The sequence below is a fragment of the Flagellimonas sp. B-3 genome, from assembly GCF_056857835.1.
In genome coordinates, this window is record NZ_JBSXNW010000024.1 from 129,187 (window position 1) to 153,077 (window position 23,891).

Consider the following 23,891-nt stretch of genomic DNA (forward strand, 5'->3'; position numbering starts at 1 on the left):
TAAAGGAAATACGCAAATAATTCCTTAAATTGATGGAAATTACACCATTATGGCAGATGAAATTAGCTTTGGAAATAAACTTATAGTCGGTTTTTTACGAATTATGGTCTTTGTGTTGATTGTAATATTGATAGCGATTCCAATTTTGATCGCGTTGGACTTTTTGGGAGTCTTGGATGCAATCGGCCTATCTTCTTAAAATATTACATCTTCCTCTCCCATTGATTTTGTCACCAGCTTTATGTAAGAGTCTATGGTCCTTTCTATATTGTTGGGTTCTGTGACATCCACTTCGCCCCTCCAAATCAATTCTATCTCTTTTCCAATGCATATACAGTAGAGAGAGGTCTCTGAATGGTATATATTAAAGGTATCATAGTATTCGGGGTCGTAATAGATTTCTTGATGTTCCAAATAATCCGTACTGAACCTCACAAACATTTTGTCCACTTCGTTGATGTGCTCCCTAAATGTTCGTCGGTTCTCTGTTCCAACAACTTTGGTGACCAGAATGGCATCGAACCCCTTATCCAATAATTGCTGTTCTACCTCGGCCAATTCCTCTTCCGATCTTTTGGAAGAGGTGAATTCCACATCAAAAAGATCAATACTTCGCACGGCATCCACTCCCTGACCCTTCAACGCCTCGGCAAATCTGGTTTCAAACTCCATTCTGGTATTATCGTCTTGTGACATGCCCACCACCAATACTTGATATGCATCAAAAAGCACTATATCCGGGTTCTTCCAAGTGCTGACCAACCGGGTTGAGGAGCACCCCATTAGGAGCAATAAACTTATGCCGATTAATTTAAGTTTCATTTTGGTGTTTTTTAAAAGATCTGTATGTAACAAAGATCTTAATTTCTATTAACGGGTATCGAATGTAGCTTGTCTTTTTTCAAGTTGTCTTCTTAAATCCTCAACGGTTTGGGACATGGATTTTTCAAAATCGTCGGTATCCGATTTGGCAAATATTCTCGGTCCCGGAGCACTCAGTTCAATTTCACAGATCTTGCCTTCTCCAGTTTTATCGTTTTCCGTTTTAAACAATACATTGGCTTTGATCAACCAACTGTATTTTTGCTCCAAACTTTCCAGTTTTTTCATTAATAATTGGGTCAACGACTCGCTGGTCTTCATCTTTTGATATTGAACATGTACTTCCATGATTACTGTTTTGATTATACTCAAATCTATGACTACTATTGATAAAATTTAATGACAATTGTCAGTTAAAAAACCAATTCTCATCCCAAGAAAAATGGTTGACCCGTGCTTTGCAGTACGGAGAACCAGAACTCACCTTCCAAATCAATTTTTTTTCTCTTTTTTGTGACTTCGGCAACAGGCAAGTACACATAACGGTTGTTTATCCTACTGGCAACAAACTTGGTTTTTCCGGCCATGGCTCCGTGCACGGCATGATAGGCCAGTCCACTACAATAAACGCTATCGCTGGAGTTGGCCGGAGCACACCGCACAATATAGCTAGGGTCGATGTACTTAATGGTCACTGGACTTTTTCCTTTAAAATATGCTATGATTTTTTCCTTTAGGAAAACACCGATATCCTCGTGCTGTACATTGCCCGATGCATCCTTTACCATCTTTCTGTCTTTAAAAAGTTGTTGTCCCGCACCTTCTGCCACCACAATAACGGCATGTTTTTTTTCTTGTAGGCGCTTTTCCAAAACTTTTAAGAAACCTTCTTCACCCTCAAGGGAAAAATCCATTTCCGGAACCAGTACAAAATTAACTACGGGCATGGCCAAAGCGGCCGAAGCTGCAATAAAACCACTATCCCTGCCCATTAATTTGATAATGGAGATGCCATTGTAAGCCCCTGTAGCTTCATTATGGGCATCGCGTAAAATGGGACTCGCTACGTCAAAAGCGGTCTGAAAGCCAAAGGATTCATCAATTAGGTCAATATCGTTGTCTATGGTCTTTGGAATTCCCACTACACTGATTTTGCCATTCCTTTTGGTAATTTCCTCACCAATGGCATTTACCCCCTTCAAAGTTCCATCCCCTCCGATGGCAAATAGCATATCCACATGGTTTTTCTCAAGGGTATCCACCATTACAGACACGTCTTGTCCACCTCTGGACGAGCCTAAAAAGGTGCCCCCAAATTGATGGATATCCTTTACCTTATCCGGTGTCAATTCCACGAACTCATGTCCTTTTTCAGGATTTAGGCCTTCATAACCATAGGGAATCCCAATAATTTTTTTGATCCCATAAAAATAGTGCAGGGCCATTACCAATCCACGAATCACATTGTTGATCCCCGGGCAAAGACCACCACAGGTAACTATTGCAGCAGTAGTGTTTTTGGCATCAAAAAAGATGTTTTGTCTTGGACCTGCTTTTTCCATACAAAGAGGTGCCTCCCCATTATTTAAACATTGATTGTAATATTGTACCGATGGGTCGAACACCAATCTATCCGACTCACTTACAAAGTTAAATATGCGGTCTCCCTTAACGGTACTGAGCTCAAGTGGAGATGAATACTGAGGCGCCCCCAAGCTTTCTATATAAAATCTATTGTTATCGTTCACTTTTATTGAATCTTAAAGATGTTCGGACAAACTGTGGCGCGAATCTATCGGCAGCGACAGTATCTTCAAAGGTAAAGATTTAATCCAGGGCCAATACCGGTATCTCGGAGTGCAGGGTCAACAATTTTGTCAATCTTCCTTCTGAAGGTGAGCTTTTTTCGGCATGGTTACGGGGCAATATGGCCAACAGGTCAATGTTTTTTTCGTTGATGTAATCCAAAATGCCTTGTTCCACATCTTCATTTTTAGTGAAGGTATGATCGGCATAAAAGTGTTCCAAATAGTATTCCAACAAATTTTCATTAGATTCTTTGATGGCTTCTTCATCAAAAACGGAATCCTTATAAATGGTAAGCACATGGACACGGGCGTCAAATGCTCTGGCAACTTCCAATAGTGTTCCCAAGACGCTCTTGTCATCAATTTTTTCGCCACCCATTACCAAGGCAATGTTTTTGGGCTCTTTAATGGCGGTTCCATAAGGGATTGATATTACAGGGCAATTGGCCTCCAATACCAATTTCGATGTGTTTGTAATGGCTTCATCCGTAATTTTATCGCCCATAGTGCCCATCATGATCAAATCTGCGTTGCTCTTCTCTTGGGCAGAAAGAATAGTGCTGATCACTTCGCCGGTATCGGTTGTGAATTCAGGGTTCACTTTCAATTTTACATTGAAAGAGTCCAACACTTTTAAAAAATCTCTCTTTAATTTTTCACTATCGGATTCACTAATGGGCATAACGCCTACATAAAGGCCCAAGATATTTATAGCTCTCTCTGTACCTACAAAATTGACCACATACTCCAAGGCGTTTACAGATGCCTCGGAAAAATCAAACGGAATTAATATTTTATTTAAACTGCTCATACCTATTTTATTTAATGATTTCAATTCTTGAACTCAAAAGTAGAACCGTGCCATGATCTAAAACATGACAGAAGTCAGGGTTTTCAAATTTTCCTTGATATTAGCAAAAAATCAGCGGTCATAAAAGTCAAGGAGGTTATTTTATTGCCTTCATAATAGTTATATTTAAAAGCCGTAAAATAATGTGACTTTAAATATGGATTTAGTAATCGGAATAGATATTGGTGGAACCAAAACCAAAATCGGATTGGTAGATGAAACTGGTGAATGCCACGAAAAGACTTTTTTTAGAACTCAGGAATTCCCAAACTTGGATGCTTACCTTGATAAAATAAAAGCTACTTCCGATGAGCTTTTGGCGCAGTTTGGAGAGCGTGCCAATGTAATAGGCTGCGGTATCGGCGCCCCTAATGCTTCCAGTAAAAACGGAACTATAGAGAATGCCAGTAACTTAGTGTGGAAAGGCAGCGTTCCCTTGGTTAAACTCCTAAAACAAAGAATGGACATGCCCATTCGCATAATGAACGACGCCAGTGCCGCCGCATTGGGCGAAATGCTATTTGGAGGTGCAAAAAACATGACCGATTTTATTGTAATTACACTTGGCACAGGTTTTGGCGCCGGAATAGTGGCCAATGGCCAACTTATTGATGGATATGATGGATTCGCAGGCGAATTGGGCCATGTGGACATGACCATGGGAGATGGCAGGTTGACCGGACTAGGCGTAAAAGGCGGGCTGGAGGCTTATGTATCCGCAACCGGATTAAAGCGAACCGTTATGTATATGCAGAGCAAATATTTGGTGAATAGTAGGTTTAGGGACATCGCCTATAACGACCTCCACGGGGAGGACATTACCCAAGCCGCGGAAGAAGGGGACGAAATTGCCCTTAAAGCTTTTGACTACACGGCTCGAATTATGGCTCAGGCGTTGGCCAACTTTACGGCATTTACCCAACCCGAAGCATTTATTTTAATGGGTGGCCTCACCAATAGTGGCAAATGGATGATGACCCCTTTGGAAAAATACTTTAACGGTTTCCTTTTGGATGTGTACAAAGGAAAGGTAAAACTCCTACACTCCAGCATGGAGGGAAAAACCGCCGCTATTTGCGGGGCCGCTGCCCTTATCTGGGAAAACAAAAAAAAGAAAATTGTTTAAAAAACTAGCTTTTATTAAAAAAGGGGGAATCCATGACAAGCATCATGCTGCCAAAAAATGATTTAGCCCATAATACCTACCTAATACAAATATCAGTCATTCGGAAAACAAAGCTGTTTCAACCTGTATACAAACCTGACCATTGTCATATTTTCTGATTTTGGAGAACGCTACCTTTAACATAGTTAAATAGTAGCAGTCATGAAACCAAAAAAGAACCCAAACGCAGAAATTGGACGCAATAGCAGTCTATATTTTATGATAGGACTTACTTCTGTGTTGTTCATGATATGGCAATCCTTTGAAGTAAAGTTCTATGAAGAGGAATCCAAAGTTTCGGAAGTTGTGCAGGTAACCGACGAACTTAAGGAAGATGTACCCATTACCGAAATAATCAGGACCGCACCACCCCCTCCCCCACCATCTGCACCTGATGTAATTGAAATTGTGGAGGATGTGGAAGATGTGAAAGAAACCGTAATTGAAAGTACCGAAAGTAGTCAAGAAACCTATATCGAGGATGTTGTGGTAAAAATTGAGGATGTTGAAGTGGAAGAAGTGGAAGAAGAAGTTGTAGTGCCCTTTGCAGTAATTGAATATGTTCCAGTATTCCCTGGATGCGAACATCTACAAACTCAAACAGAACGCAAAAATTGCTTTAACCAAAAAGTCCAGGAGCATATAAAAGCTAATTTCAATTATCCGCCATCGGCTTTGGAAATGGGCATAACGGGCAGGGTCCACGTACAGTTTGTAATCGATTCAAGCGGCAGGGTTGCCGGCATACAAAAAAGAGGCCCAGATAAGCTATTGGAAAAAGAGGCCGAACGTATTATTGCATCTTTGCCCAAAGTAAAACCAGGCGAACAACGTGGAAAAAAAGTAAGTGTAAAGTATAGCATACCTATAAACTTTGTAATGCAAAACTGAAAGCCGAAGATAGGTCCAAGTCAATTTCTTGGGCCTTTTTTATTTTTTGAACCAAGCTGAACCCTTATATTCCCCAGATTTTGATGCGCTCTCCCTATTTTTGGCCACTAAATGGTTTTTATCCAATTTTCTTGCCCTGTAACCCAACAAGTGAAAAAAGGATTTGGTGAAAAAACGGGCCACCCTTTGGTCAACCATCAGGGTATCTTTCTTATCCGTTTCCCATTCCACACCGGGCAATTTCACTAAAATATGGTCTACTTTGAACCTTCTTAATTTTTTGGACAACCACAACCAAAATTTAGGTATGGGTCTAATAAAATAAAAGCCCTCATTCCCTTGTTTTTGGTATAGGGGCATAAAAATCTGTCGTTTTTTGGTCGTTTTTAACACAACGGCATCAACAAGTGCCAAACTCTCACCCTTTGGCACTATTTGAAAATTGACAAAGCCCGGAAACATTTTAAAGGTGGTTTGTGGACCAATATCATACTGATGGTATATTTCGTAAAACTTATGCGATACCGTTCCCCATGCCGCTATTTTATTCCTTAATCGTTCCTTCTCCTGTTCCGAAAAATCAACGGACTGGGTCAATGCCAAGGAATAGCGAATAAACTCAATGCTGTTTTGTATGGCTTCGCCATCATTATGTTGTCCACTTTCAAAACCAAGAGAAACATAGCCCAATTCATTAATATAGCTCAATAAAGCCCCTTTAAGGTACTCCTCTATCCCCAAGATAATGGGCAATGGATAGTTGGATGTATACGTACGGTTCAGCAAACTATCGTTGAGGACTATAAAAGGTGAGGTGTCGCTCGATGTGGTATGAAGGTCCAAAAAATAGAATGGGGGATTGCTCTTTTTAAGGATGTCCTGCACCAAAAGATAAAGTTGGTTCAGTTCGTTATCCTCGTTATGATGGATTTCTTTATTCCCTACTATACGTTTTATCCGTTCTGGAAACCAAATCCTGTTCAGGTCCTCATCTTGAAAACGCTGCTTACTTTCCAGAGCGCCCAAGTTTCCAGAAATGGCATAAACTTCGCCGCTTATGCCAATTTTTTTTGTTCTGATTTCATTAAAAACAGCTTTTAAGGCAAAAACACCTGCTGTTTCGTTCCCATGAATACCTCCAAAAAAAACTACGGTCGGGCCACTCTTTATACCTTTGATATGATCTATGATTCTATCAACCCTTACTGTTTCATCCCATGCTATATTGTGAACTAAAGTCATAGCTACAAATCTACTTTACTTATGATACCCACGATATGGGTGTCCACACAAATCGGCAAACATCCTATTTGGTAATCGTGCATCATTTTTCTTGCGGTTTCTATTTCAGTTCTGGGCTCTACGGTAATTACATCTTTGACCATAATATCCGACACCTTAGCTTCTTTCTTGTCCAGTTTTTCGAACTTTTCGATATGGCTCCAGGTGAGCAGCCCCACCAATTCCCCTTTTCCATTTTCTACAGGAATATGGTGTATGTTGTTCCATTGCATAATGGCTATGGCCAAATTGGCATAATCATCTTCGTATAGCTTCATGAGCTTTGTGGACATGACCTGCCTTACCCATTGAAACGATTCCTTTGTTTTGGCCATTCCACTTATTGGTCTCCATTGATGGACGGGAGTTTGGGTCTCTTGGTTATTGTACATGGATTTGGTCAATTGTACAATGGCGCTGTCCAGCTTCATCTGTTTTTTAAGTTCCCTAAAATTTTTGATTTGCCACTCGGCCCCTGTGCCACTTTTCGTTCTTGCTTCAATTACGCCCAAGAGCCTATTAATATCCTTTTCATCAATATCGAATTTCCGCAATCCGTTGTAAGCTATGGGCAACAATACTTTTTTGACAATTTCTTTTGCCGTCATAGTCTTGTCCAACCATGAAAACACCGTGTGCCTTCCACTCATGGCGGCTCTAAAAAAGTTGAGCTTCGTCACCCTAAAGTCCATAACGTTGGGCATATCGTCATACGTTTCCGGCCTTCCCGCCATAAGCCCTACCCAAAATGCAAAATTGGCCATTTCATCGATTACTGTTGGGCCAGAGGGGATGTACCGATTTTCAATTCGCAAATGCGGCTTTCCATTGCCCACTCCGTAGCATGGGCGATTCCATCGGTACACTGTACTATTGAACAGGCTTAGCGCCTCCAATTTTGGAGTTTTTCCGTCCCGCAACACATGCAACGAACCTTTTGTTATGGGTTTTGTGAGTAAAATTCGGTGCGAGGAAATGTCTTGTTTAAAAATCTCGGCCACAGAATCCCTTTGCCAGTGCTCTCCAAAGCCTACCCTTGCCACTTGTTCCTTAACTGCCTTTGTCCAAACCCTGGTATCCAAACTTTGTTGGAATAGGGCTATTCTGGTCTCTCTCCAAAGTTCTTTTCCCAAAAGCAAAGGAGAATTGCAGCAAACTCCCAAAACAGGGCCCGAAATGGCCTGTGCCCAATTGTAACTTTTGATAAAGTCATCGGGGGGTATCTGCAAATGGAGTTGAAAACTGGTAGTACAGGCTTCAAAAAGTACCGAGTCGTGATGCAGCGAAAGTTCATCTGCCCCTTTGATCCTGAGCGAAAAATCATTCCCTCTCCAAGCCTTTAAAACTTCATTTATTCGGTAATACCGAGGTATTGGTGTCATAAAATCCATACCAAGCTCTTCCTTGCTTATGGTAGGGAGAATACCGGTCAAAATAATCTTTACACCATGTTTATCAGCAGTTTTCTTCACCTTGCCCAACAATTTTCGCAGCTGTTGTTCCATTTTGGCGAAGCAATCCTTCTCCAACTTATATGGGTCAAGATTGGCCTCAATATTATATGTTGCAAATTCGGTGGTAAAGTGGTCGTCGTTGACATCTTTGATGATTTTCATGGCTTTGGGGGATGGTCTATAATCACCATTTACCAGGCACATTTCCTGTTCGGCTCCAATCCTAACAATATCATTTTCGATCATACCTTCTGCAATCATTTGCTCCAAGGATTGGACGTCATCGATAAGATGTTGGACAAACGCTTTCCGTTCCTCTTCACTAAACGTGCTCTTTTTGATATGTTCTCCCATTGAACTTAAGTTAATTGTAAGTCAACAACCCTTTAAAGATACTATGCTGGGATAACGAAAAATATGATACTCATCAGGCCTAAAAACTCATTTTTCGCGGTTCCATACACCAATCCTGACAATTATCATGTTCTATGCAACTTGCCTAAGGTAATTTTGAATTATAATGTAATGATATATACAACAATGTGTGGATTAGTTCAAAAATACAATGTTCCCGGACCCCGATATACCAGTTACCCAACCGTACCCTATTGGGATCTGGACAGTTTTTCTGGAAAAAAATGGAATTCCAGTGTACTAAAAGCATCTCGAGAAAGCCAACAGGAAGGAATAAGTTTATACATACACCTCCCATTTTGTGAAAATCTGTGCACTTTTTGCGGATGCCACAAACGTATTACCAAAAGACATGAGGTTGAACTACCCTACATAAAGGCAGTTTTAAAGGAATGGGAACTGTATTGCGACTTGTTGGGTTCCAAGCCCCTGATAAAGGAACTCCATTTGGGTGGTGGTACCCCTACCTTTTTTTCTCCGGAAAATTTAAAAATGCTCATCGAGGGCATTGTGCGTCTTGGAAACAAGGCGGACGAAGTTGAGTTTAGTTTTGAGGGCCATCCCAACAACACCACAAAAGAACATTTACAAGCGCTTTACGATGTAGGGTTTAGAAGGGTTTCTTTTGGCGTACAGGATTATAACCTCACCGTTCAGCGCGCCATCAACCGAATACAGCCTTTTGAGAACGTGAAAAATGTTACCGAATGGGCCAGGGAAATTGGATACACCTCGGTTGGACACGACATCATCTATGGATTGCCATTTCAAGATTGTGCCGATGTAGAGAATACCATGATAAAAACCAATGCCATAAAACCCGATAGAATCGCTTTTTATAGTTACGCTCACGTGCCTTGGATAAAAGGCAACGGACAACGTGGCTATAAAGATGAAGACCTACCATCGTCCGTGGAGAAAAAAACACAGTACGAAATGGGTAAAAAGATGCTCACGGGGTTCGGTTACAAAGATGTTGGCATGGATCATTTTGCTCTTCCCACCGATAGTTTGTACAAAGCACTGGGAAATGGAACCCTGCACCGAAACTTTATGGGTTATACCGCATCAAAAACCAAACTTATGATCGGTTTGGGAGCATCGAGCATTAGCGATAGCTGGTATGGATTTGCCCAAAATGTAAAGAACGTGGAAGAATATCAGAATTTGGTTTCGCACGGAGTTATCCCTATTTTTAGAGGACACATCCTAAATACGGAAGATGAAATCTTGAGAAAGCACATTCTTAATATAATGTGCCAATTCGAAACTACTTGGAACACCGAGGAAAAAGAAGTGGTGGATTTTGGAAATATCTTGGGCAACCTATCCGAATTGGAAGCAGATGGACTTGTAGAAATAAATGACACTAAAATTAAGGTAACCGACAAAGGGAGGCCTTTTGTAAGAAACATTAGTATGGCATTTGATCTTAAACTGCACCGACAAAAACCAAATACCCGAATATTTTCCATGACCGTTTAACCTTAAAAAAGCAACAAAATGAACAGTATAATCGTACCGGTTGATTTTTCAAATCAATCCGAAAAAGCCCTTAAAATTGCGGCTTCCTTAGCAAAGGAACACAAGGCAGAACTATATGTTTTGCACATGCTGGAACTTTCTCCCGCCATTATGGGGGAATCTGGATATATTTCCCAAGAACAAGTGGTACATCTTATAAAATTAGGAGAGCAAAGGTTTGCCGACTTTTTGGACAAACCTTATTTAAAAGAACTAAAGGTAATTCCCATTATAAAGCACTACAAAGTGTTCAGTGAAGTGGCCGAAGTGGCGGAAAAACACAAAGCCGATCTTATTGTTATGGGATCCAATGGTGCAGATGGCCTTCAGGAAATTTTTATTGGTTCCAACACCGAAAGAGTGGTAAGAACTTCCGATGTCCCTGTTTTGGTCATCAAAGGAAATGAGGTCAATGGCTTTAACCCAAAGCATTTTGTTTTTGCCTGTGATTTTGAGGAAGAGAGTATTCCTGCCCTAAAAAAAGCCAAGAAAATGGCCGGCCTTTTAAAGGCCAAGTTGCACCTTGTTTATATAAACACTCCGGGAGACGAGTTTTTAAGCACCGATGATGCCTCTGAAAAAATCTCCAAATTCCTGGACGAGGCCAAAATAAACGTTGGAGTGGAGATATTTAACGACTATACCGTCGAAAAAGGTATTATCAATTACAGCGACAAAATATCCGCTGACCTGATCGGTATTCCAACACACGGCAGAAAGGGTCTATCCCACTTCTTTATGGGAAGTATTGGCGAGGATATTGTCAACCATTCCGAAGCTCCTGTAATAACCTTTAAAATTTAATGGATTGTATTTTTTGATTGGTTTCATACAATTCAAAAAAAGGGCAATTTTAAAATTGCCCCTTTTTTTGTGATTAACTATGATTCACCCTAACCATGAAATCTTGCATAAGCCGCCTTTTCCAGTTCTTCCCTATGGTCTGGATGCGCTATGGAAATTAAGGCTTTGGCCCGCTGTTGCAGGTTTTTCCCAAAAAGATTCACCACACCATACTCCGTGGCCACATAGTGCATGTGGGCCCGTGTGGTGGTCACCCCTGCACCTTGCTTTAAAAAAGGTGTTATTTTGGAAACGCCTTTTTTGGTAGTGGCCGACATGGCTATGATGGGCTTCCCACCTTTAGAAAGTGATGCCCCTCTCATAAAGTCCATTTGCCCACCCACTCCAGAGAATTGGTATCCTCCGATGGTATCTGCACAGACTTGACCCGTGAGATCAATTTCTATGGCACTGTTAATGGCCGTTGCTTTAGGGTTTCTTCGAATTCTGGCCGTATCATTGGTATACCCCGAGTCTCTAAAATCACAAATGGGGTTATCATCTATAAAATCATACAGTTTTCGGGAGCCTACAGCAAAACAAGCCACTATTTTACCTCGCTTAACCGTTTTTTCTTTTCCGTTGATAACACCACTTTCCAACAAGGGCAATACCCCATCAGAAAACATTTCGGTATGAATACCCAAGTTTTTATGGTTTCCCAAGTTGGACAGCACTGCATTGGGTATGTTCCCAATTCCCATTTGTAGGGTTGCGCCATCATCAATAAGTGATGCTACGTGCCTACCAATTTCGTGCTCTACTTCCGACGGTTCGGTAGGAAGGTGTGCATGAATGGGCCTATTGACCTCCGTGGCAAATGCAATCTCATCCACGTGAACGATACCAGTACCGTGGGTTCTGGGTACCTGTGGATTTATCTGCGCCACGATTTTTTTGGCCGTTCTAATGGCCGGCAATGCCACATCCACCGATACTCCCAAGGAACAATAGCCATGCTTGTCCGGTGGCGACACTTGTACAAAGGCCACATCCAACGGAAGATACTCGTCGGCGAACAACCATGGTATTTCACTCAAAAAAACCGGAATATAGTCGCCCATATACGTATTTACAAAGGTTCTAACGTTGCCCCCCACAAAACAGGCATTCAAGGTAAAGGCATCACAATAGGGTTTTCTGGTATACTTTGCATCCCCTTCGGTGTGGATGGAAATAATCTCTACATCCTTCAATTCATCGTGACGTTCACAGAGTGCATCGATTAACTCGTTTGGGGTCATGGCCGCTCCTTGGAAAAAGACCCGGTCGCCTGATTTTACAATTCCTACCGCTTCTTCCGCTGATGTTATTTTCATTTTAAATTAAATTTTTAGGGTTGATGGCATTCAATGGTCGCCGATACCGAATCTGCAGGTGCAGCTTTAGGGGAAACATAGGGTATTCCCAATCCCAGCCCACGTACAATAAACAATATACCAATGATGACCACAAATACCGGTATCAATTTCTGTATTTTGGATTTAATGGAAGTATTGAACATTCCTTTGGAATAGACCACCAATGACATTAAAGGTACGGTACCCAAGCCAAAAGTCATCATATAAAGACCACCTTCCAAAGGACTCCCCATGGCAATGGCTCCCAAAAGGGCCATGTACACCAGACCACAGGGTAAGAAACCGTTCAAAAAACCAATGGTCAAAAAGGTATCCGGGGTCTTTTTCTTGAGTTCGGCTCCCAGTTTGGATTTCACCTTCCCAATAATGGAATATATGGGTGATAATAGTTTATGTCCGTTCAGGTACTTTCCCGGAATCAATACAAGAGCGATCATAAGCACTCCTATTCCAATGGACAGTTTTTGCTGAATGCCGAACAATGACAATCCTTTGCCCAAAAGTCCAAACAACAAGCCAATAACACCATAGGCAAACAGCCTTCCAAAGTGGTAGATGGACAGTTGTGCTGTCTTTTTTACACCATTGTTTTGGTCCAAAGGCAGCATAAAGGCTATTGGCCCACACATGCCCAAGCAGTGCAGGCTTCCCAAAAGTCCCAGAACCAATGCGGATGTCAACATGATCAGTACACCAATTTTTCTTTATGTAAAAAGGAATTACCTTCGTATTCCCAGTTTATGGAAATGTCCCAGCGACCGTCTACCAAGCGATTGTCAGGTATGAGCAAATGTGTATTGGACAAACTTAAAGGAAAGTTTGTGTCCAAGTGCTTGTTAGACGGTCTGTATAGGGACACTGTTCCACTTATTTTTTTGGGATCGAAACGCTCTGGAAAATAAACCAACAAGCCTTCATCTGTTTTTTCAACCTTTAGGTTGGCATCCATTTCCGTGGCCTTTTTTGATGCATCTATTTCCTGCTGATAGGACAATTCTTTTTTATAATATTCCTCTGTCACCAAATCATGATTGGCACTATCATCCGTGCTCATCCTGAAGACGAAGTATAAAATGAAGGTTATAAAACCTATAAATGCCAATACTATTCCAGTTCCCCAATTAATTTTCATTATTGTCTTTTTTAATTATAGCTCCTCGGTGCCAAAAACTGGGTCACCGTGGTTTCTATGAGCTTACCGCCACTGTATACCCCGATCTTCAATTTATCCTTGTCGCCGTTCAATGCCGATGCATTTATTTCGATGAACAAGGTACCTTCTGTCAACTCTTCTGCCGAAACTGTAAAACTATCTTGGGACACCATTTTGATTTCGCCCTTGTGCGACATCAGTTCAAAAGAAACGTTTTCGATATCATTTGTGGTTTTGTTCACTATTTTATAGGTGTACACATTACTGATGATATTATTTGCCTTACGCTCGTACAACTGGCCCGGCAAGCGCAGCACATTGGCCTCGACCTCGTTTCTCATAAACAACATTCCAATAAGGACACCCGTTAGCACAACAAGTACTGCCGTATAGCCCTTCATCCGGGCGGTAAACTTAAACTTGTTCTTGTTGGTGATCTCATCCTCGCTGGCGTACCTGATCAAACCTTTGGGTTTATTGATACTTTCCATAATGTGATCGCACTCATCAATACAAGCGGTACAGTTTACACATTCCAATTGTGTTCCGTTACGGATATCTATCCCCGTAGGGCAAACATTCACGCATTGGAAGCAATCAATACAATCCCCATGTCCCAGCGCTTCCCGATCTTCATTTTTTCTGAACTTTTTACGTCCGTTTTCACCTTCACCACGTTCATGATCATAGGCTACAACTATGGATTTATTGTCTAAAAGCACTCCCTGTAATCTACCATAAGGGCAGGCAATGATGCAGACTTGTTCCCTAAACCACGCGAAGATGAAATAAAACACCCCTGTGAAAATCAGCAACGGGATCATGGTGCCCAAATGGGCCATAGGGCCATCGGTAATATATGACAGAAGCTGATCACTTCCGATCAGGTACGCCAAGAACACATTGGCAATAAAAAAGGAGATGATGAAGAAAATAATCCACTTCAACACTCTTTTTCTGATTTTTTTGCCCGTCCAAGGTGCTTTAGCCAAACGCATCTGTGCACCTCGATCACCATCTATCCAATATTCGATACGACGGAATACCATTTCCAAAAAAATGGTCTGGGGGCACATCCACCCACAGAAAATACGACCGTAAGCGACTGTAAAGAGTGCTATAAAAACAACTCCTATGATCATAGACACCACAATCAGGTGAAAATCCTGGGGCCAAAACGGAAGTCCAAATATATTGAACCGCCGATCCAACACATTGAACAGCAAAAATTGGTGCCCATTGATTTTGACAAAAGGAGCTGCAATCAAGAAAATCAGCAGAAAGTAACTTACGTACTTTCGGTAATTATAATACCGTCCACTAGGTTTCTTGGGGAAAATCCAATTTCTTTTCCCTTCTTCTGTAATTGTGCCTATGGAATCCCTAAAATTCTCTTCCATCACATTTGTGGTTTGTGGATAAATGTTTTGATGCTACTTATCCGGAACCTGAACCCGGCCCCAATTCTTGGGACACAGCTTTTCGTATCAGGTTTGATTTGCTTAATTTTCATCAGGAGCATCTGGGTCTACCCAAATATCCCCTTCAGGTTCCTTTGGATTGGCAGGTGTGGTTCCGCCCAAAGTGATTATGTAACTGGCCACCTGGGCCATTTCGACCGGTTTTAAGGTTTGTTTCCATGCAATCATCCCCTTACCATCGCGACCACCTTCGGAAATTGTGGAAAACACATTTTTGATGCCTCCGCCCAAAATCCAATACTCATCGGTCAGGTTTGGTCCAATTCCTCCTCCACCATCGGCCATATGGCAAGCAACACAATTGGTCTGGAATATTTTCTCTCCTGCGGCCAAGTCGGATTCATCCGATAGGAACTCCACAGTACTGGCATCCACCAAGTCTTTGGCCGTTCTTTTATATTCTTCAATAGCTGCTTGGGCAGCGGCCACCTCTTGTTCGTATTCCTGTTCTTGTGTATAATCTCCAATAACGTGGAAGCGCACTAAATAAACAACTGCAAAAACAATGGTCGCGTAGAAAAGGTACACCCACCAAGGCGGGAGCACATTGTCCAGCTCGCGGATACCATCATAATTGTGATCTAAGACAATTTCACCTTCTTTTTCAATGGCTCGGCTCTTGGTCAATTTTTTCATGAGGTTTTTGGCCCATGTCCATTCAAATTTCTTGCTTTTGGTCTCCAAGTAACGTTCCTTCCCTTCTTCGGAAAGGGTTTGGAACATAATGTTCTCTATAGAATTCAAAATCAATTCAATGGCAATAAGGATCATCAATACCAACAGCATAAAAAACTGTGTGATGGGATATTCAAGTATTGCGGGTTTGTCACCGGAGTCTATAAAAAATTCCATCAATCCTAAGATCAAAAAGAATAAAACCGGGACTCGTATCCACCAAGGTGTTTTAGTACTCATAATGTTATAGTTTGTGTTGTTGATCATCGTTATCCAATGGCAGTTCGGACATCTCCCTTATGTGTTCCTTGGTAGCGGTAAATACCCACCAGAACAAGAGAACGAAAAAGACAAAGAAGATGAGCAGGGAAACCATGGGGTAGTTGGCTATCCCATCTATGGTTTCCATATGTTCTTTTACAAATTTCAACATGGTTATATTAGATTTTAGGTGCAAGAATCAAGATGCAAGACTTTGAAATCTTAAATTGCTTATGTCTTGGCTCCTGAATCTTGGTTCATTATTTTTATGTTATTCTTCTGTTCCTTCAAGCTTAATATCGGTGCCCAATCGTTGCAGATAAGCGATCAAGGCTACGATTTCGCGATCGCGCATTTCCACAAATTCCAATCCGTTTTCCTCTGCGTATTTTTTATCCGCTTCGTAGGTTTTTTCAAATTCCGGGTCTGTGTACAGGCTCTTCTCTATTTGTGCCGCTTGCTCTGCCATGGATTGCGGAGCGTTGGCAATGTCATCATCAGTATATGGTACACCCAATTTTACCATAGCCTCCATTTTAGCTTGAACATCGCTACGATCGTGTTCGTCCGTAACCAGCCATTCGTAGGAAGGCATTATGGAACCAGCCGAGGTACTTTGAGGATCGTACATGTGGTTTAAGTGCCAACTATCGGAGTATTTGCCTCCAACGCGCAATAAGTCGGGACCTGTACGCTTACTACCCCACAGGAACGGGTGGTCGTACACAAATTCTCCTGCCTTGGCATACTCACCATAGCGTTCCACCTCACTACGGAACGGTCTGACCATTTGTGAGTGACAGCCCACACAACCTTCTCGAATATAAAGGTCCCTACCTTCCAATTCCAGCGGAGTATACGGTTTAACACTTGTAATGGTCGGAATGTTGGATTTTACCAAAATGGTTGGGACAATCTGAATAATACCTCCAATCAAAATAGCGATGGTGGCCAAGATGGTCAACTGAACGGGTTTCCTTTCCAACCAGTTGTGGAAGGTTTCGCCCGCCACTCTTCTTTTGGCTACGCGTTCCAATGCCGGAGCTTCCGCAGCTTCGTCCTCTACTTTGCTACCAGCCCTAATGGTCATCACAATATTGTAAAGCAACACGAACATACCTAGGATGTACAACGAACCTCCAATGGCCCTCATCCAGTACATTGGTATGATTTGGGTTACCGTTTCCAAGAAGTTACCGTATACCAAGGTACCATCTGGGTTAAATTCTTTCCACATTAATGCTTGTGTAAATCCAGCTACGTACATGGGAAGGGCATACAATACAATACCCAAGGTTCCAATCCAGAAGTGGAAATTGGCCAATCCTTTGGAGTGCAAATTTGTTTTGAACATTCGTGGCACCAACCAGTAGATCATACCAAAGGTCAAGAATCCGTTCCAGGCCAAGGCACCAACGTGAACGTGGGCAATGATCCAGTCACTAAAGTGAGCAATGGCGTTTACGTTTTTTAGGGAAAGCATGGGGCCTTCGAAGGTGGCCATACCATACCCCGTAATAGCTACCACCATAAATTTTAATGTAGCATCGGTACGCACTTTGTCCCATACTCCACGGAGGGTCAACAATCCGTTGATCATACCTCCCCAAGATGGAGCCAACAACATTATGGAGAATACGACACCAAGATTCTGTGCCCAATCTGGCAAGGAAGAATACAACAAGTGGTGAGGACCTGCCCAGATATAAATGAATATCAACGACCAAAAGTGGACGATGGACAATCTGTAGGAATAAATGGGCCTGTTCGCCGCCTTGGGAACAAAGTAGTACATCAACCCTAAGAAAGGAGTGGTCAAAAAGAATGCCACCGCATTGTGACCGTACCACCATTGTACCAAAGCATCTTGCACACCAGCATACACCGAATAGCTCTTCAGCGCAGATACCGGCAGCTCCAAGCTATTAAAAATGTGCAACACGGCTACGGTAACAAACGTGGCCAAGTAGAACCAGATAGCCACATACAAATGCCTTTGCCTTCTTTTGAGGATGGTACCGATCATGTTCCATCCAAAGACCACCCATACTACTGCAATGGCAATATCTATGGGCCATTCCAACTCGGCATATTCCTTGGTGGTGGTATACCCCAATGGAAGTGTGATCGCTGCGGCGACAATGATCAATTGCCAACCCCAGAAGTTGATGTTGCTCAAGGCATCACTGAACATTCGTGCCTTAAGCAAGCGTTGCAAGGAGTAATACACCCCTGCAAAAATGGCGTTCCCCACAAATGCAAAGATCACGGCGTTGGTGTGCAATGGACGCAAACGCCCAAAACTCAACCATGAAATGCCCTCTGTAACATTGGGGAACAAAAACATAAAGGCCAATAAAAGGCCTACCGACATACCCACTACGCCCCATAAAATGGTGGCGTATAAGAACTTTTGTACGATTTTGTTATCGTAACGGAACTGTTGTATTTCCATATTTATTGGTTTGTACTTTTAGTTTGTTTGATTTCCTTTTTATTTGGGTTTGATTTTTCCTTGTCCTTAACCACCTCATCCTCAAACAACATTCTTACCGATGGGGTATAGGTGTCATCGTATTGTCCGCTTTTTACCGAGAAAACAAAGGCTACAAAAAAGATTACGGCCACCGTTATGCTTATGGCCAACAACACATAAATAACACTCATACCTGCCTGAATTTAGGGGTAAAACTACTGTGATGGTATTCCTCAAAAAATGACATATATCAGCTTTCTAAAATTTTTAAATCTTTACCGAGGTAATTTGTCGCCAAGGTGGTGAACACCACAATACTGATAGAGCTCAACGGCATCAGAATAGCGGCGATAACGGGCTGTAACTGACCTGTGACGGCAAAATACAATCCCAAGACATTGTAACAGAGCGATAACAAAAAGCTCGTTTTTATAATGCGAATGGATTTTTTGGACAGTTTTATGAACTTTGGCAGCATTCGCAGCTTACTCGCATCCAAAATGCCATCACAAGCTGGTGAAAACACATTGATGTTTTCCGAAACGGCCAAACCTACATCGCTTTGGGCCAGGGCTCCCGCATCGTTCAAACCATCGCCCACCATCAAAACTTTATGTTTTTCCTGTAAATGTCTGATGTATTCCAACTTGTCCTCCGGTTTTTGATCAAATAGCATTCTTGTTTTTTCCGGAAGCGCTTTTTCCAACTGCGCTTTTTCTCCATCATTATCACCCGAAAGAATACCTAGTTCCAAATCGGTGGACAGCTCATCAAAAATTTGGCTCATCCCATCGCGATAGGTGTTCTTAAACACGAACCGTCCCTTAAAATCTTCATTGGCACTTACGTAGACCGAAGTATTGGTCAATGCATTGGATTTGCTTTCACCCACATAGGATGCCGAACCCACTTTTATGGAGTGCTCCTTATATTTGCCCTCGATACCTTTTCCGGTATGTTCCTGAAATTCTTCAAGAGTCATGATGGCATTGGATTTTAAAATGTCGTAAAGCGAACGGCTCAAAGGGTGGTTGGATGCCCTCAAGGTGGTTTTCAAGAGTGCGGTTTCCTCCTCCGTAAGTTCCATTCCTTCATAATGGATGGTATCCTTTTGATTGGTGGTGAGCGTTCCCGTTTTATCAAAAATGGCGGTGTCTATTTTGGACAAGCGTTCGATTACATTGGTATTCTTCAGGTAGAATTTATGTTTTCCAAAAATGCGTAGCATATTTCCCAAGGTAAATGGTGCCGCCAATGCAATGGCGCACGGACAGGCGATGATTAATACCGAAGTGAACACATTCAGGGCCAAACTTGGGTCAAAAATCAACCAAAAAGTGGTGGCCAAGGTGGCAATGCTCAAAACGGCAATGGTGAATCGTTTTCCGATGCTATCCGTAAGGGTTTGGAATTGACTTGCCTTGTCCTTGGAAAATATGGAGTTGCCCCACAACTGGGTCAAATAACTTTGGGAGACGGATTTGAGCACCTCAACCTCCAAAACCCCTGAAAGTTGTTTGCCGCCCGCAAACAATTTTTCTCCCGATTCCTTAAAAACTGCTTCGGATTCGCCCGTTACAAAACTGTAATCAATCTTGGCAGTTCCTTTAATCAGAATACAGTCCACTGGGATAATTTCGTGGCTTCGGATCAAAACCCTATCCCCTACTTCAATGTTATAAATTTGGATATTTTCTTCTTCCCCGTTTTGCTTCAAACGGGTAACGGCTATGGGAAAATAGGATTTGTAATCGCGTTCAAACGAAAGATAGGCGTAGGTTTTCTGCTGAAAAAATTTCCCAAATAGCAGAAAAAAGACCAAGCCGGTGAGACTATCAAAAAAGCCTGAGCCCAAATCAAACGCTATATCGACGGTGCTTCGTAAAAAGAGGACTAAAATCCCCAAGGCGATGGGCACATCAATATTCAATAATTTGGAACGGATGCCCTTGTAGGCCGAGATAAAATAATCCTGCGAGGCATAAAATACCACGGGCAGGGAAAAGGCGAACATCAACCAACGGAAAACCTGCTTGTATTGGTCCAACCAAAACTCTTCTACTTCAAAATACTCTGGAAAGGAGAACAGCATCACATTGCCAAAGGCAAAACCCGCAACACCCAACTTATAGATTAGGGAACGGTCTACTTTCTTTGCTTTTTTGTTGTATTCCTCTAGGGAGATATAGGGTTCGTAGCCGATGCTGCCCAACAAAAGCACCAATGCTTTCAGGGAAAAATCTTCTGTTTTATAGGTAACCCGGATAGTTTTCTTTGGGAAATCGACCTGGGAAACCTTAATGGCCGAATGTAGCTTGTTCAGGTTTTCCAACACCCAAATGCAGGAACTGCAATGAATGGCAGGAATACTCAAGCTGACCACCTGTACGCCTTCTTCATTGAATTCCACGAGTTTCTGTACAATTTCTTGGTTGTCCAAAAAATCGTATTTCTGACGGATTTCGTTAGGTGTGGTTCCTGCCTTACCCTCTATTTCGTAATAGGTGGATAGGCCGTTGGACGTAAAAATCTCGTAAACGGTTTTGCAACCATTGCAACAAAAATCCTTATCATCAAACTTAACGTAACCTTTACCGCACTCATCTCCACAATGATAACAGGTTGGGTCTGTCATTTCACATTTGCTTTACCTAGTGCAAATTTGTAATACTCTTCTTCCTAAAAATATGATATTTATCAGTAATTCGTAAAAGTTTAACCCTTAAGTTTGCCAAATCAGGTAAGCAAAACATTATGGAAAGTAGATGTGAAAATTGTATCATCCGACAGTTCAACTCGCTCCGGGCCATGAGCAAGGAGGAATTGAAACAAGTTTCCGATACCAAAACCACCAAGATCATAAAAAAGGGTGAATCTCTATTTGAGGAGGGTGATAAACTCAACGGGGTCTATTGTGTAAGGAACGGCGTATCCAAACTTTCCAAGTTGAGCGCCAACGGAAAAGATCAAATCGTGAAATTGGCCAGCAAAGGTGAAGTTCTGGGCCAACGCTCAGTGATTTCCCAAGAAATAACCAATCTTTCCGCTGTTGCCGTAAACGACATGGAAGTTTGTTTTATTCCAAAAGACACTATCACAAATACACTCCAAAAGAACCCTAATTTTACTTTAGAGGTTTTGCGGCACATAGCCCACGATTTAAAAGAGGCCGATGATGTAATCGTCAATATTTCCCAAAAAACCGTAAAGCAACGCATGGCCGAGGCATTTCTGTACCTCCAGAACAATTTTGGCGAAGATGCCGATGGTTTTTTGGCCCTTACTTTGTCCAGAGAGGACATTTCCAACGTGGTGGGCACTGCAACCGAATCCGCCATTAGAATCATTTCGGAATTCAAAAAGAAAGGTTTGATTCATACTTCTGGCAAAAAAATCGGAATTAAGGATGAACGTAAACTTTTGGAAGTGGTCGAGGGTTTTTAATTCACTTTCCAAAACCTGACAATTGTCATAGTATCCCCTAGCCCTTAGGTCTAATTTTATCGCATCGAAAATCTTAGTCAGATGCAAAAGATATTAATACCTACGGATTTTTCGGAAAATGCGTGGAACGCCATTGATTATGCCATGCAATTGTTCCGCAACAGGCGCTGTACTTTTTATTTGCTCAACACCTATACCCCTGTTATTCCCAGTAGCCGATTTATGGCAAAAATGATTGATGGGGTTCGGATTGTGGATGCAGTCCGGGAAAATTCTGAACGGGAATTGAACAAAACAGTGGAACGGATAAAAGCCAGATATGGCAACCCCAACCACAGTTTCGAGACCATTTCCTCTTTTAACCTATTGGTGGAAGAGGTAAAAGATATTGTGGAAACTTTTGGTATACATATGGTGGTTACCGGCACAAAAGGGGCATCTGGAGTGGATGAGGTATTTATGGGCAGTAACACGGTACGGATTATAAAAAGCACTAAAAAATGTCCTGTTTTGGCCATTCCCCATCATTTTGAATATGTTACGCCTTCGGAGATTGCTTTTGCAACGGATTTTAATAGATTTTACACTACATCCGAACTATCACCACTATTGGACATGGCAAAGATGTTCAAAGCCACCATCCGGATTGTACATGTACAATATGGCATAAAGGCATTGACGGAACTACAACAGTTCAACCTTAACATGCTGCGGCGCTATCTGAACGATGTAGAGCACTATGTGCATACCGTTTCGGAACTCAATTCCGTTTCCCATACCTTGGAAACCTTTTCCAAGGAATTAGGCATTCATCTGTTGGCGATGCTCAATTACCAACACAGCTATATGGAAAAAATGACTCGTGAACCTATCATCAAAAGAACGGCATTCCATACCCAAATACCATTGTTGGTGATACCTGAACTGGGCATGGAAGGTATTTCGGCAAAGGCCAAGGAGGAAGAGGAAGAAGTGGAGTCGCGCAATTAATATCCCATTGTTATCTTTACCATGATTTAATTGCTACAAAAATCGGTACAAGGTAATTTTTATGGACAAACAAGAACTAATTGACTGCCACGAGCGGATAAAACCTTTTATCCACAATACGCCCGTTCTTACTTCCCGCCTCATTGACGAGATGGCGGGTGCCCATTTGTTTTTTAAGTGCGAAAACTTTCAGCGTATGGGTGCATTTAAAATGCGTGGGGCAGCCAATGCCATAATACAACTTACGGACGAACAAAAGAAGAACGGTGTAGTCACACATTCTTCGGGCAATTTTGCCCAAGCCTTGTCCCTTTCCGCACAAAGTTTAGGGGTTAAGGCCTATATTGTGATGCCGAGTTCGGCTCCCCAGGTAAAAAAAGAAGCGGTAAGGGGATACGGTGGAATTTTGATTGAATGTGAGCCTACTCTGGAAGCTAGGGAACGTGAATCTGAACGGATTGTAAACGAGCATGGGGCTACTTTTATTCACCCTTCCAATGATGACCATGTGATTTTAGGGCAAGGAACTGCCTGCAAAGAACTATTGGAACTATACCCAGATCTTGATTACGTGGTGACCCCAGTTGGCGGGGGCGGTTTGATTGCTGGCTCAGCCCTTTCGGCGCATTATTTTGGAAACCATTGTAAAACCATTGGTGGCGAACCTTTTGAGGTGGATGATGCCTATCGCTCCCTACAAAGCGGAAAAATAGAAACCAATACCACCACAAACACTATTGCCGACGGTTTAAAAACGCAGTTGGGTGATAGAAACTTTCCCATTATCCAGAAGCATGTGGAAGAAATTGTCCGCGTGACCGAAGAAGAAATTATTGCATCCATGCGATTGATTTGGGAACGACTTAAAATTGTATGCGAACCTTCCAGCGCCGTAGCCTTGGCTGCTGTTTTTAAAAGAAAAGGGCTAGTCTCCAATAAAAAAGTAGGTATTATTATCTCTGGGGGCAATGTGGACTTGGAGCGTTTGCCCTTTTAGG

Annotated in this window: 22 protein-coding genes; 7 read left to right on the forward strand and 15 right to left on the reverse strand. The window is 42.1% G+C overall.

Annotated elements, in window-relative coordinates; translation table 11 throughout:
- Positions 1–195: 195 nt before the first annotated feature.
- The 4 genes from AC13CS_RS13030 to AC13CS_RS13045 form a co-directional block, all read right to left on the reverse strand.
- On the reverse strand, positions 196–822 hold the full coding sequence (locus AC13CS_RS13030; RefSeq protein ID WP_293167159.1) for a hypothetical protein: 627 nt from the start codon (positions 820–822) through the stop codon (positions 196–198).
- 48 nt (positions 823–870) lie between these two features.
- Positions 871–1,170, reverse strand: a complete 300-nt coding sequence (locus AC13CS_RS13035; RefSeq protein WP_293167158.1) for an HPF/RaiA family ribosome-associated protein — start codon at positions 1,168–1,170, stop codon at positions 871–873.
- 80 nt (positions 1,171–1,250) lie between these two features.
- Complete coding sequence (locus tag AC13CS_RS13040; protein WP_293167157.1) at positions 1,251–2,570, reverse strand: ATP-dependent 6-phosphofructokinase; 1,320 nt, start codon at positions 2,568–2,570, stop codon at positions 1,251–1,253.
- A gap of 79 nt (positions 2,571–2,649) precedes the next feature.
- Positions 2,650–3,441, reverse strand: coding sequence for a universal stress protein (locus tag AC13CS_RS13045; protein ID WP_293167156.1), 792 nt, complete (start codon positions 3,439–3,441; stop codon positions 2,650–2,652).
- A 196-nt stretch (positions 3,442–3,637) separates the two neighbouring features.
- Between AC13CS_RS13045 and AC13CS_RS13050 the strand changes: the two genes are divergently transcribed.
- Positions 3,638–4,606 (forward strand): ROK family protein, encoded by a 969-nt coding sequence (locus AC13CS_RS13050; RefSeq protein WP_293167155.1) that lies wholly within the window; start codon positions 3,638–3,640, stop codon positions 4,604–4,606.
- Between the two features lie 201 nt (positions 4,607–4,807).
- A complete protein-coding gene (locus tag AC13CS_RS13055) occupies positions 4,808–5,536 on the forward strand; it encodes an energy transducer TonB (protein WP_293167154.1) in 729 nt (242 codons plus the stop codon).
- Between the two features lie 39 nt (positions 5,537–5,575).
- Here AC13CS_RS13055 and AC13CS_RS13060 read toward each other — a convergent pair whose 3' ends face one another.
- A complete protein-coding gene (locus tag AC13CS_RS13060; protein ID WP_293167153.1) occupies positions 5,576–6,778 on the reverse strand; it encodes a M14 family metallopeptidase in 1,203 nt (400 codons plus the stop codon).
- Between the two features lie 2 nt (positions 6,779–6,780).
- Positions 6,781–8,625 carry a glutamate-cysteine ligase family protein gene (locus AC13CS_RS13065; RefSeq protein WP_293167152.1) on the reverse strand — a complete coding sequence of 615 codons (1,845 nt, stop codon included), beginning with the start codon at positions 8,623–8,625 and terminating at the stop codon, positions 6,781–6,783.
- Between the two features lie 186 nt (positions 8,626–8,811).
- Here AC13CS_RS13065 and hemN point away from each other — a divergent pair, with 186 nt between their 5' ends.
- Positions 8,812–10,170, forward strand: coding sequence for an oxygen-independent coproporphyrinogen III oxidase (gene hemN, locus AC13CS_RS13070; protein WP_293167151.1), 1,359 nt, complete (start codon positions 8,812–8,814; stop codon positions 10,168–10,170).
- A gap of 18 nt (positions 10,171–10,188) precedes the next feature.
- Positions 10,189–11,013 carry a universal stress protein gene (locus AC13CS_RS13075; RefSeq protein ID WP_293167150.1) on the forward strand — a complete coding sequence of 275 codons (825 nt, stop codon included), beginning with the start codon at positions 10,189–10,191 and terminating at the stop codon, positions 11,011–11,013.
- Positions 11,014–11,102: 89 nt separating this feature from the next.
- Here AC13CS_RS13075 and AC13CS_RS13080 read toward each other — a convergent pair whose 3' ends face one another.
- The 9 genes from AC13CS_RS13080 to AC13CS_RS13120 all read right to left on the reverse strand — a co-directional run bounded on the left by AC13CS_RS13080 (position 11,103) and on the right by AC13CS_RS13120 (position 21,094).
- The gene (locus AC13CS_RS13080) at positions 11,103–12,371 is read right to left on the reverse strand and encodes an acetyl-CoA hydrolase/transferase C-terminal domain-containing protein (protein WP_293167149.1); all 1,269 of its coding nucleotides are present in this window, start codon (positions 12,369–12,371) and stop codon (positions 11,103–11,105) included.
- 14 nt (positions 12,372–12,385) lie between these two features.
- Positions 12,386–13,096 carry a sulfite exporter TauE/SafE family protein gene (locus AC13CS_RS13085; RefSeq protein ID WP_293167148.1) on the reverse strand — a complete coding sequence of 237 codons (711 nt, stop codon included), beginning with the start codon at positions 13,094–13,096 and terminating at the stop codon, positions 12,386–12,388.
- Positions 13,097–13,098: 2 nt separating this feature from the next.
- A complete protein-coding gene (locus AC13CS_RS13090; protein WP_293167147.1) occupies positions 13,099–13,545 on the reverse strand; it encodes a FixH family protein in 447 nt (148 codons plus the stop codon).
- An 11-nt stretch (positions 13,546–13,556) separates the two neighbouring features.
- A complete protein-coding gene (ccoG, locus tag AC13CS_RS13095) occupies positions 13,557–14,966 on the reverse strand; it encodes a cytochrome c oxidase accessory protein CcoG (protein ID WP_293167146.1) in 1,410 nt (469 codons plus the stop codon).
- A 102-nt stretch (positions 14,967–15,068) separates the two neighbouring features.
- A complete protein-coding gene (locus AC13CS_RS13100; protein ID WP_293167145.1) occupies positions 15,069–15,962 on the reverse strand; it encodes a cbb3-type cytochrome c oxidase N-terminal domain-containing protein in 894 nt (297 codons plus the stop codon).
- Between the two features lie 4 nt (positions 15,963–15,966).
- Positions 15,967–16,155, reverse strand: a complete 189-nt coding sequence (locus AC13CS_RS13105) for a hypothetical protein (protein ID WP_014033099.1) — start codon at positions 16,153–16,155, stop codon at positions 15,967–15,969.
- A 99-nt stretch (positions 16,156–16,254) separates the two neighbouring features.
- On the reverse strand, positions 16,255–18,438 hold the full coding sequence (gene ccoN / locus AC13CS_RS13110) for a cytochrome-c oxidase, cbb3-type subunit I (RefSeq protein ID WP_293167144.1): 2,184 nt from the start codon (positions 18,436–18,438) through the stop codon (positions 16,255–16,257).
- Between the two features lie 2 nt (positions 18,439–18,440).
- Complete coding sequence (gene ccoS / locus AC13CS_RS13115; protein ID WP_014033097.1) at positions 18,441–18,650, reverse strand: cbb3-type cytochrome oxidase assembly protein CcoS; 210 nt, start codon at positions 18,648–18,650, stop codon at positions 18,441–18,443.
- Positions 18,651–18,709: 59 nt separating this feature from the next.
- On the reverse strand, positions 18,710–21,094 hold the full coding sequence (locus AC13CS_RS13120; protein ID WP_293167143.1) for a heavy metal translocating P-type ATPase: 2,385 nt from the start codon (positions 21,092–21,094) through the stop codon (positions 18,710–18,712).
- A gap of 119 nt (positions 21,095–21,213) precedes the next feature.
- Here AC13CS_RS13120 and AC13CS_RS13125 point away from each other — a divergent pair, with 119 nt between their 5' ends.
- From AC13CS_RS13125 to AC13CS_RS13135, 3 genes are all read left to right on the forward strand, one after another.
- Positions 21,214–21,903 carry a Crp/Fnr family transcriptional regulator gene (locus AC13CS_RS13125; protein WP_293167142.1) on the forward strand — a complete coding sequence of 230 codons (690 nt, stop codon included), beginning with the start codon at positions 21,214–21,216 and terminating at the stop codon, positions 21,901–21,903.
- An 81-nt stretch (positions 21,904–21,984) separates the two neighbouring features.
- On the forward strand, positions 21,985–22,893 hold the full coding sequence (locus AC13CS_RS13130) for a universal stress protein (protein WP_293167141.1): 909 nt from the start codon (positions 21,985–21,987) through the stop codon (positions 22,891–22,893).
- Between the two features lie 61 nt (positions 22,894–22,954).
- Positions 22,955–23,890 (forward strand): pyridoxal-phosphate dependent enzyme, encoded by a 936-nt coding sequence (locus tag AC13CS_RS13135; RefSeq protein WP_293167140.1) that lies wholly within the window; start codon positions 22,955–22,957, stop codon positions 23,888–23,890.
- Position 23,891: the final 1 nt, after the last annotated feature.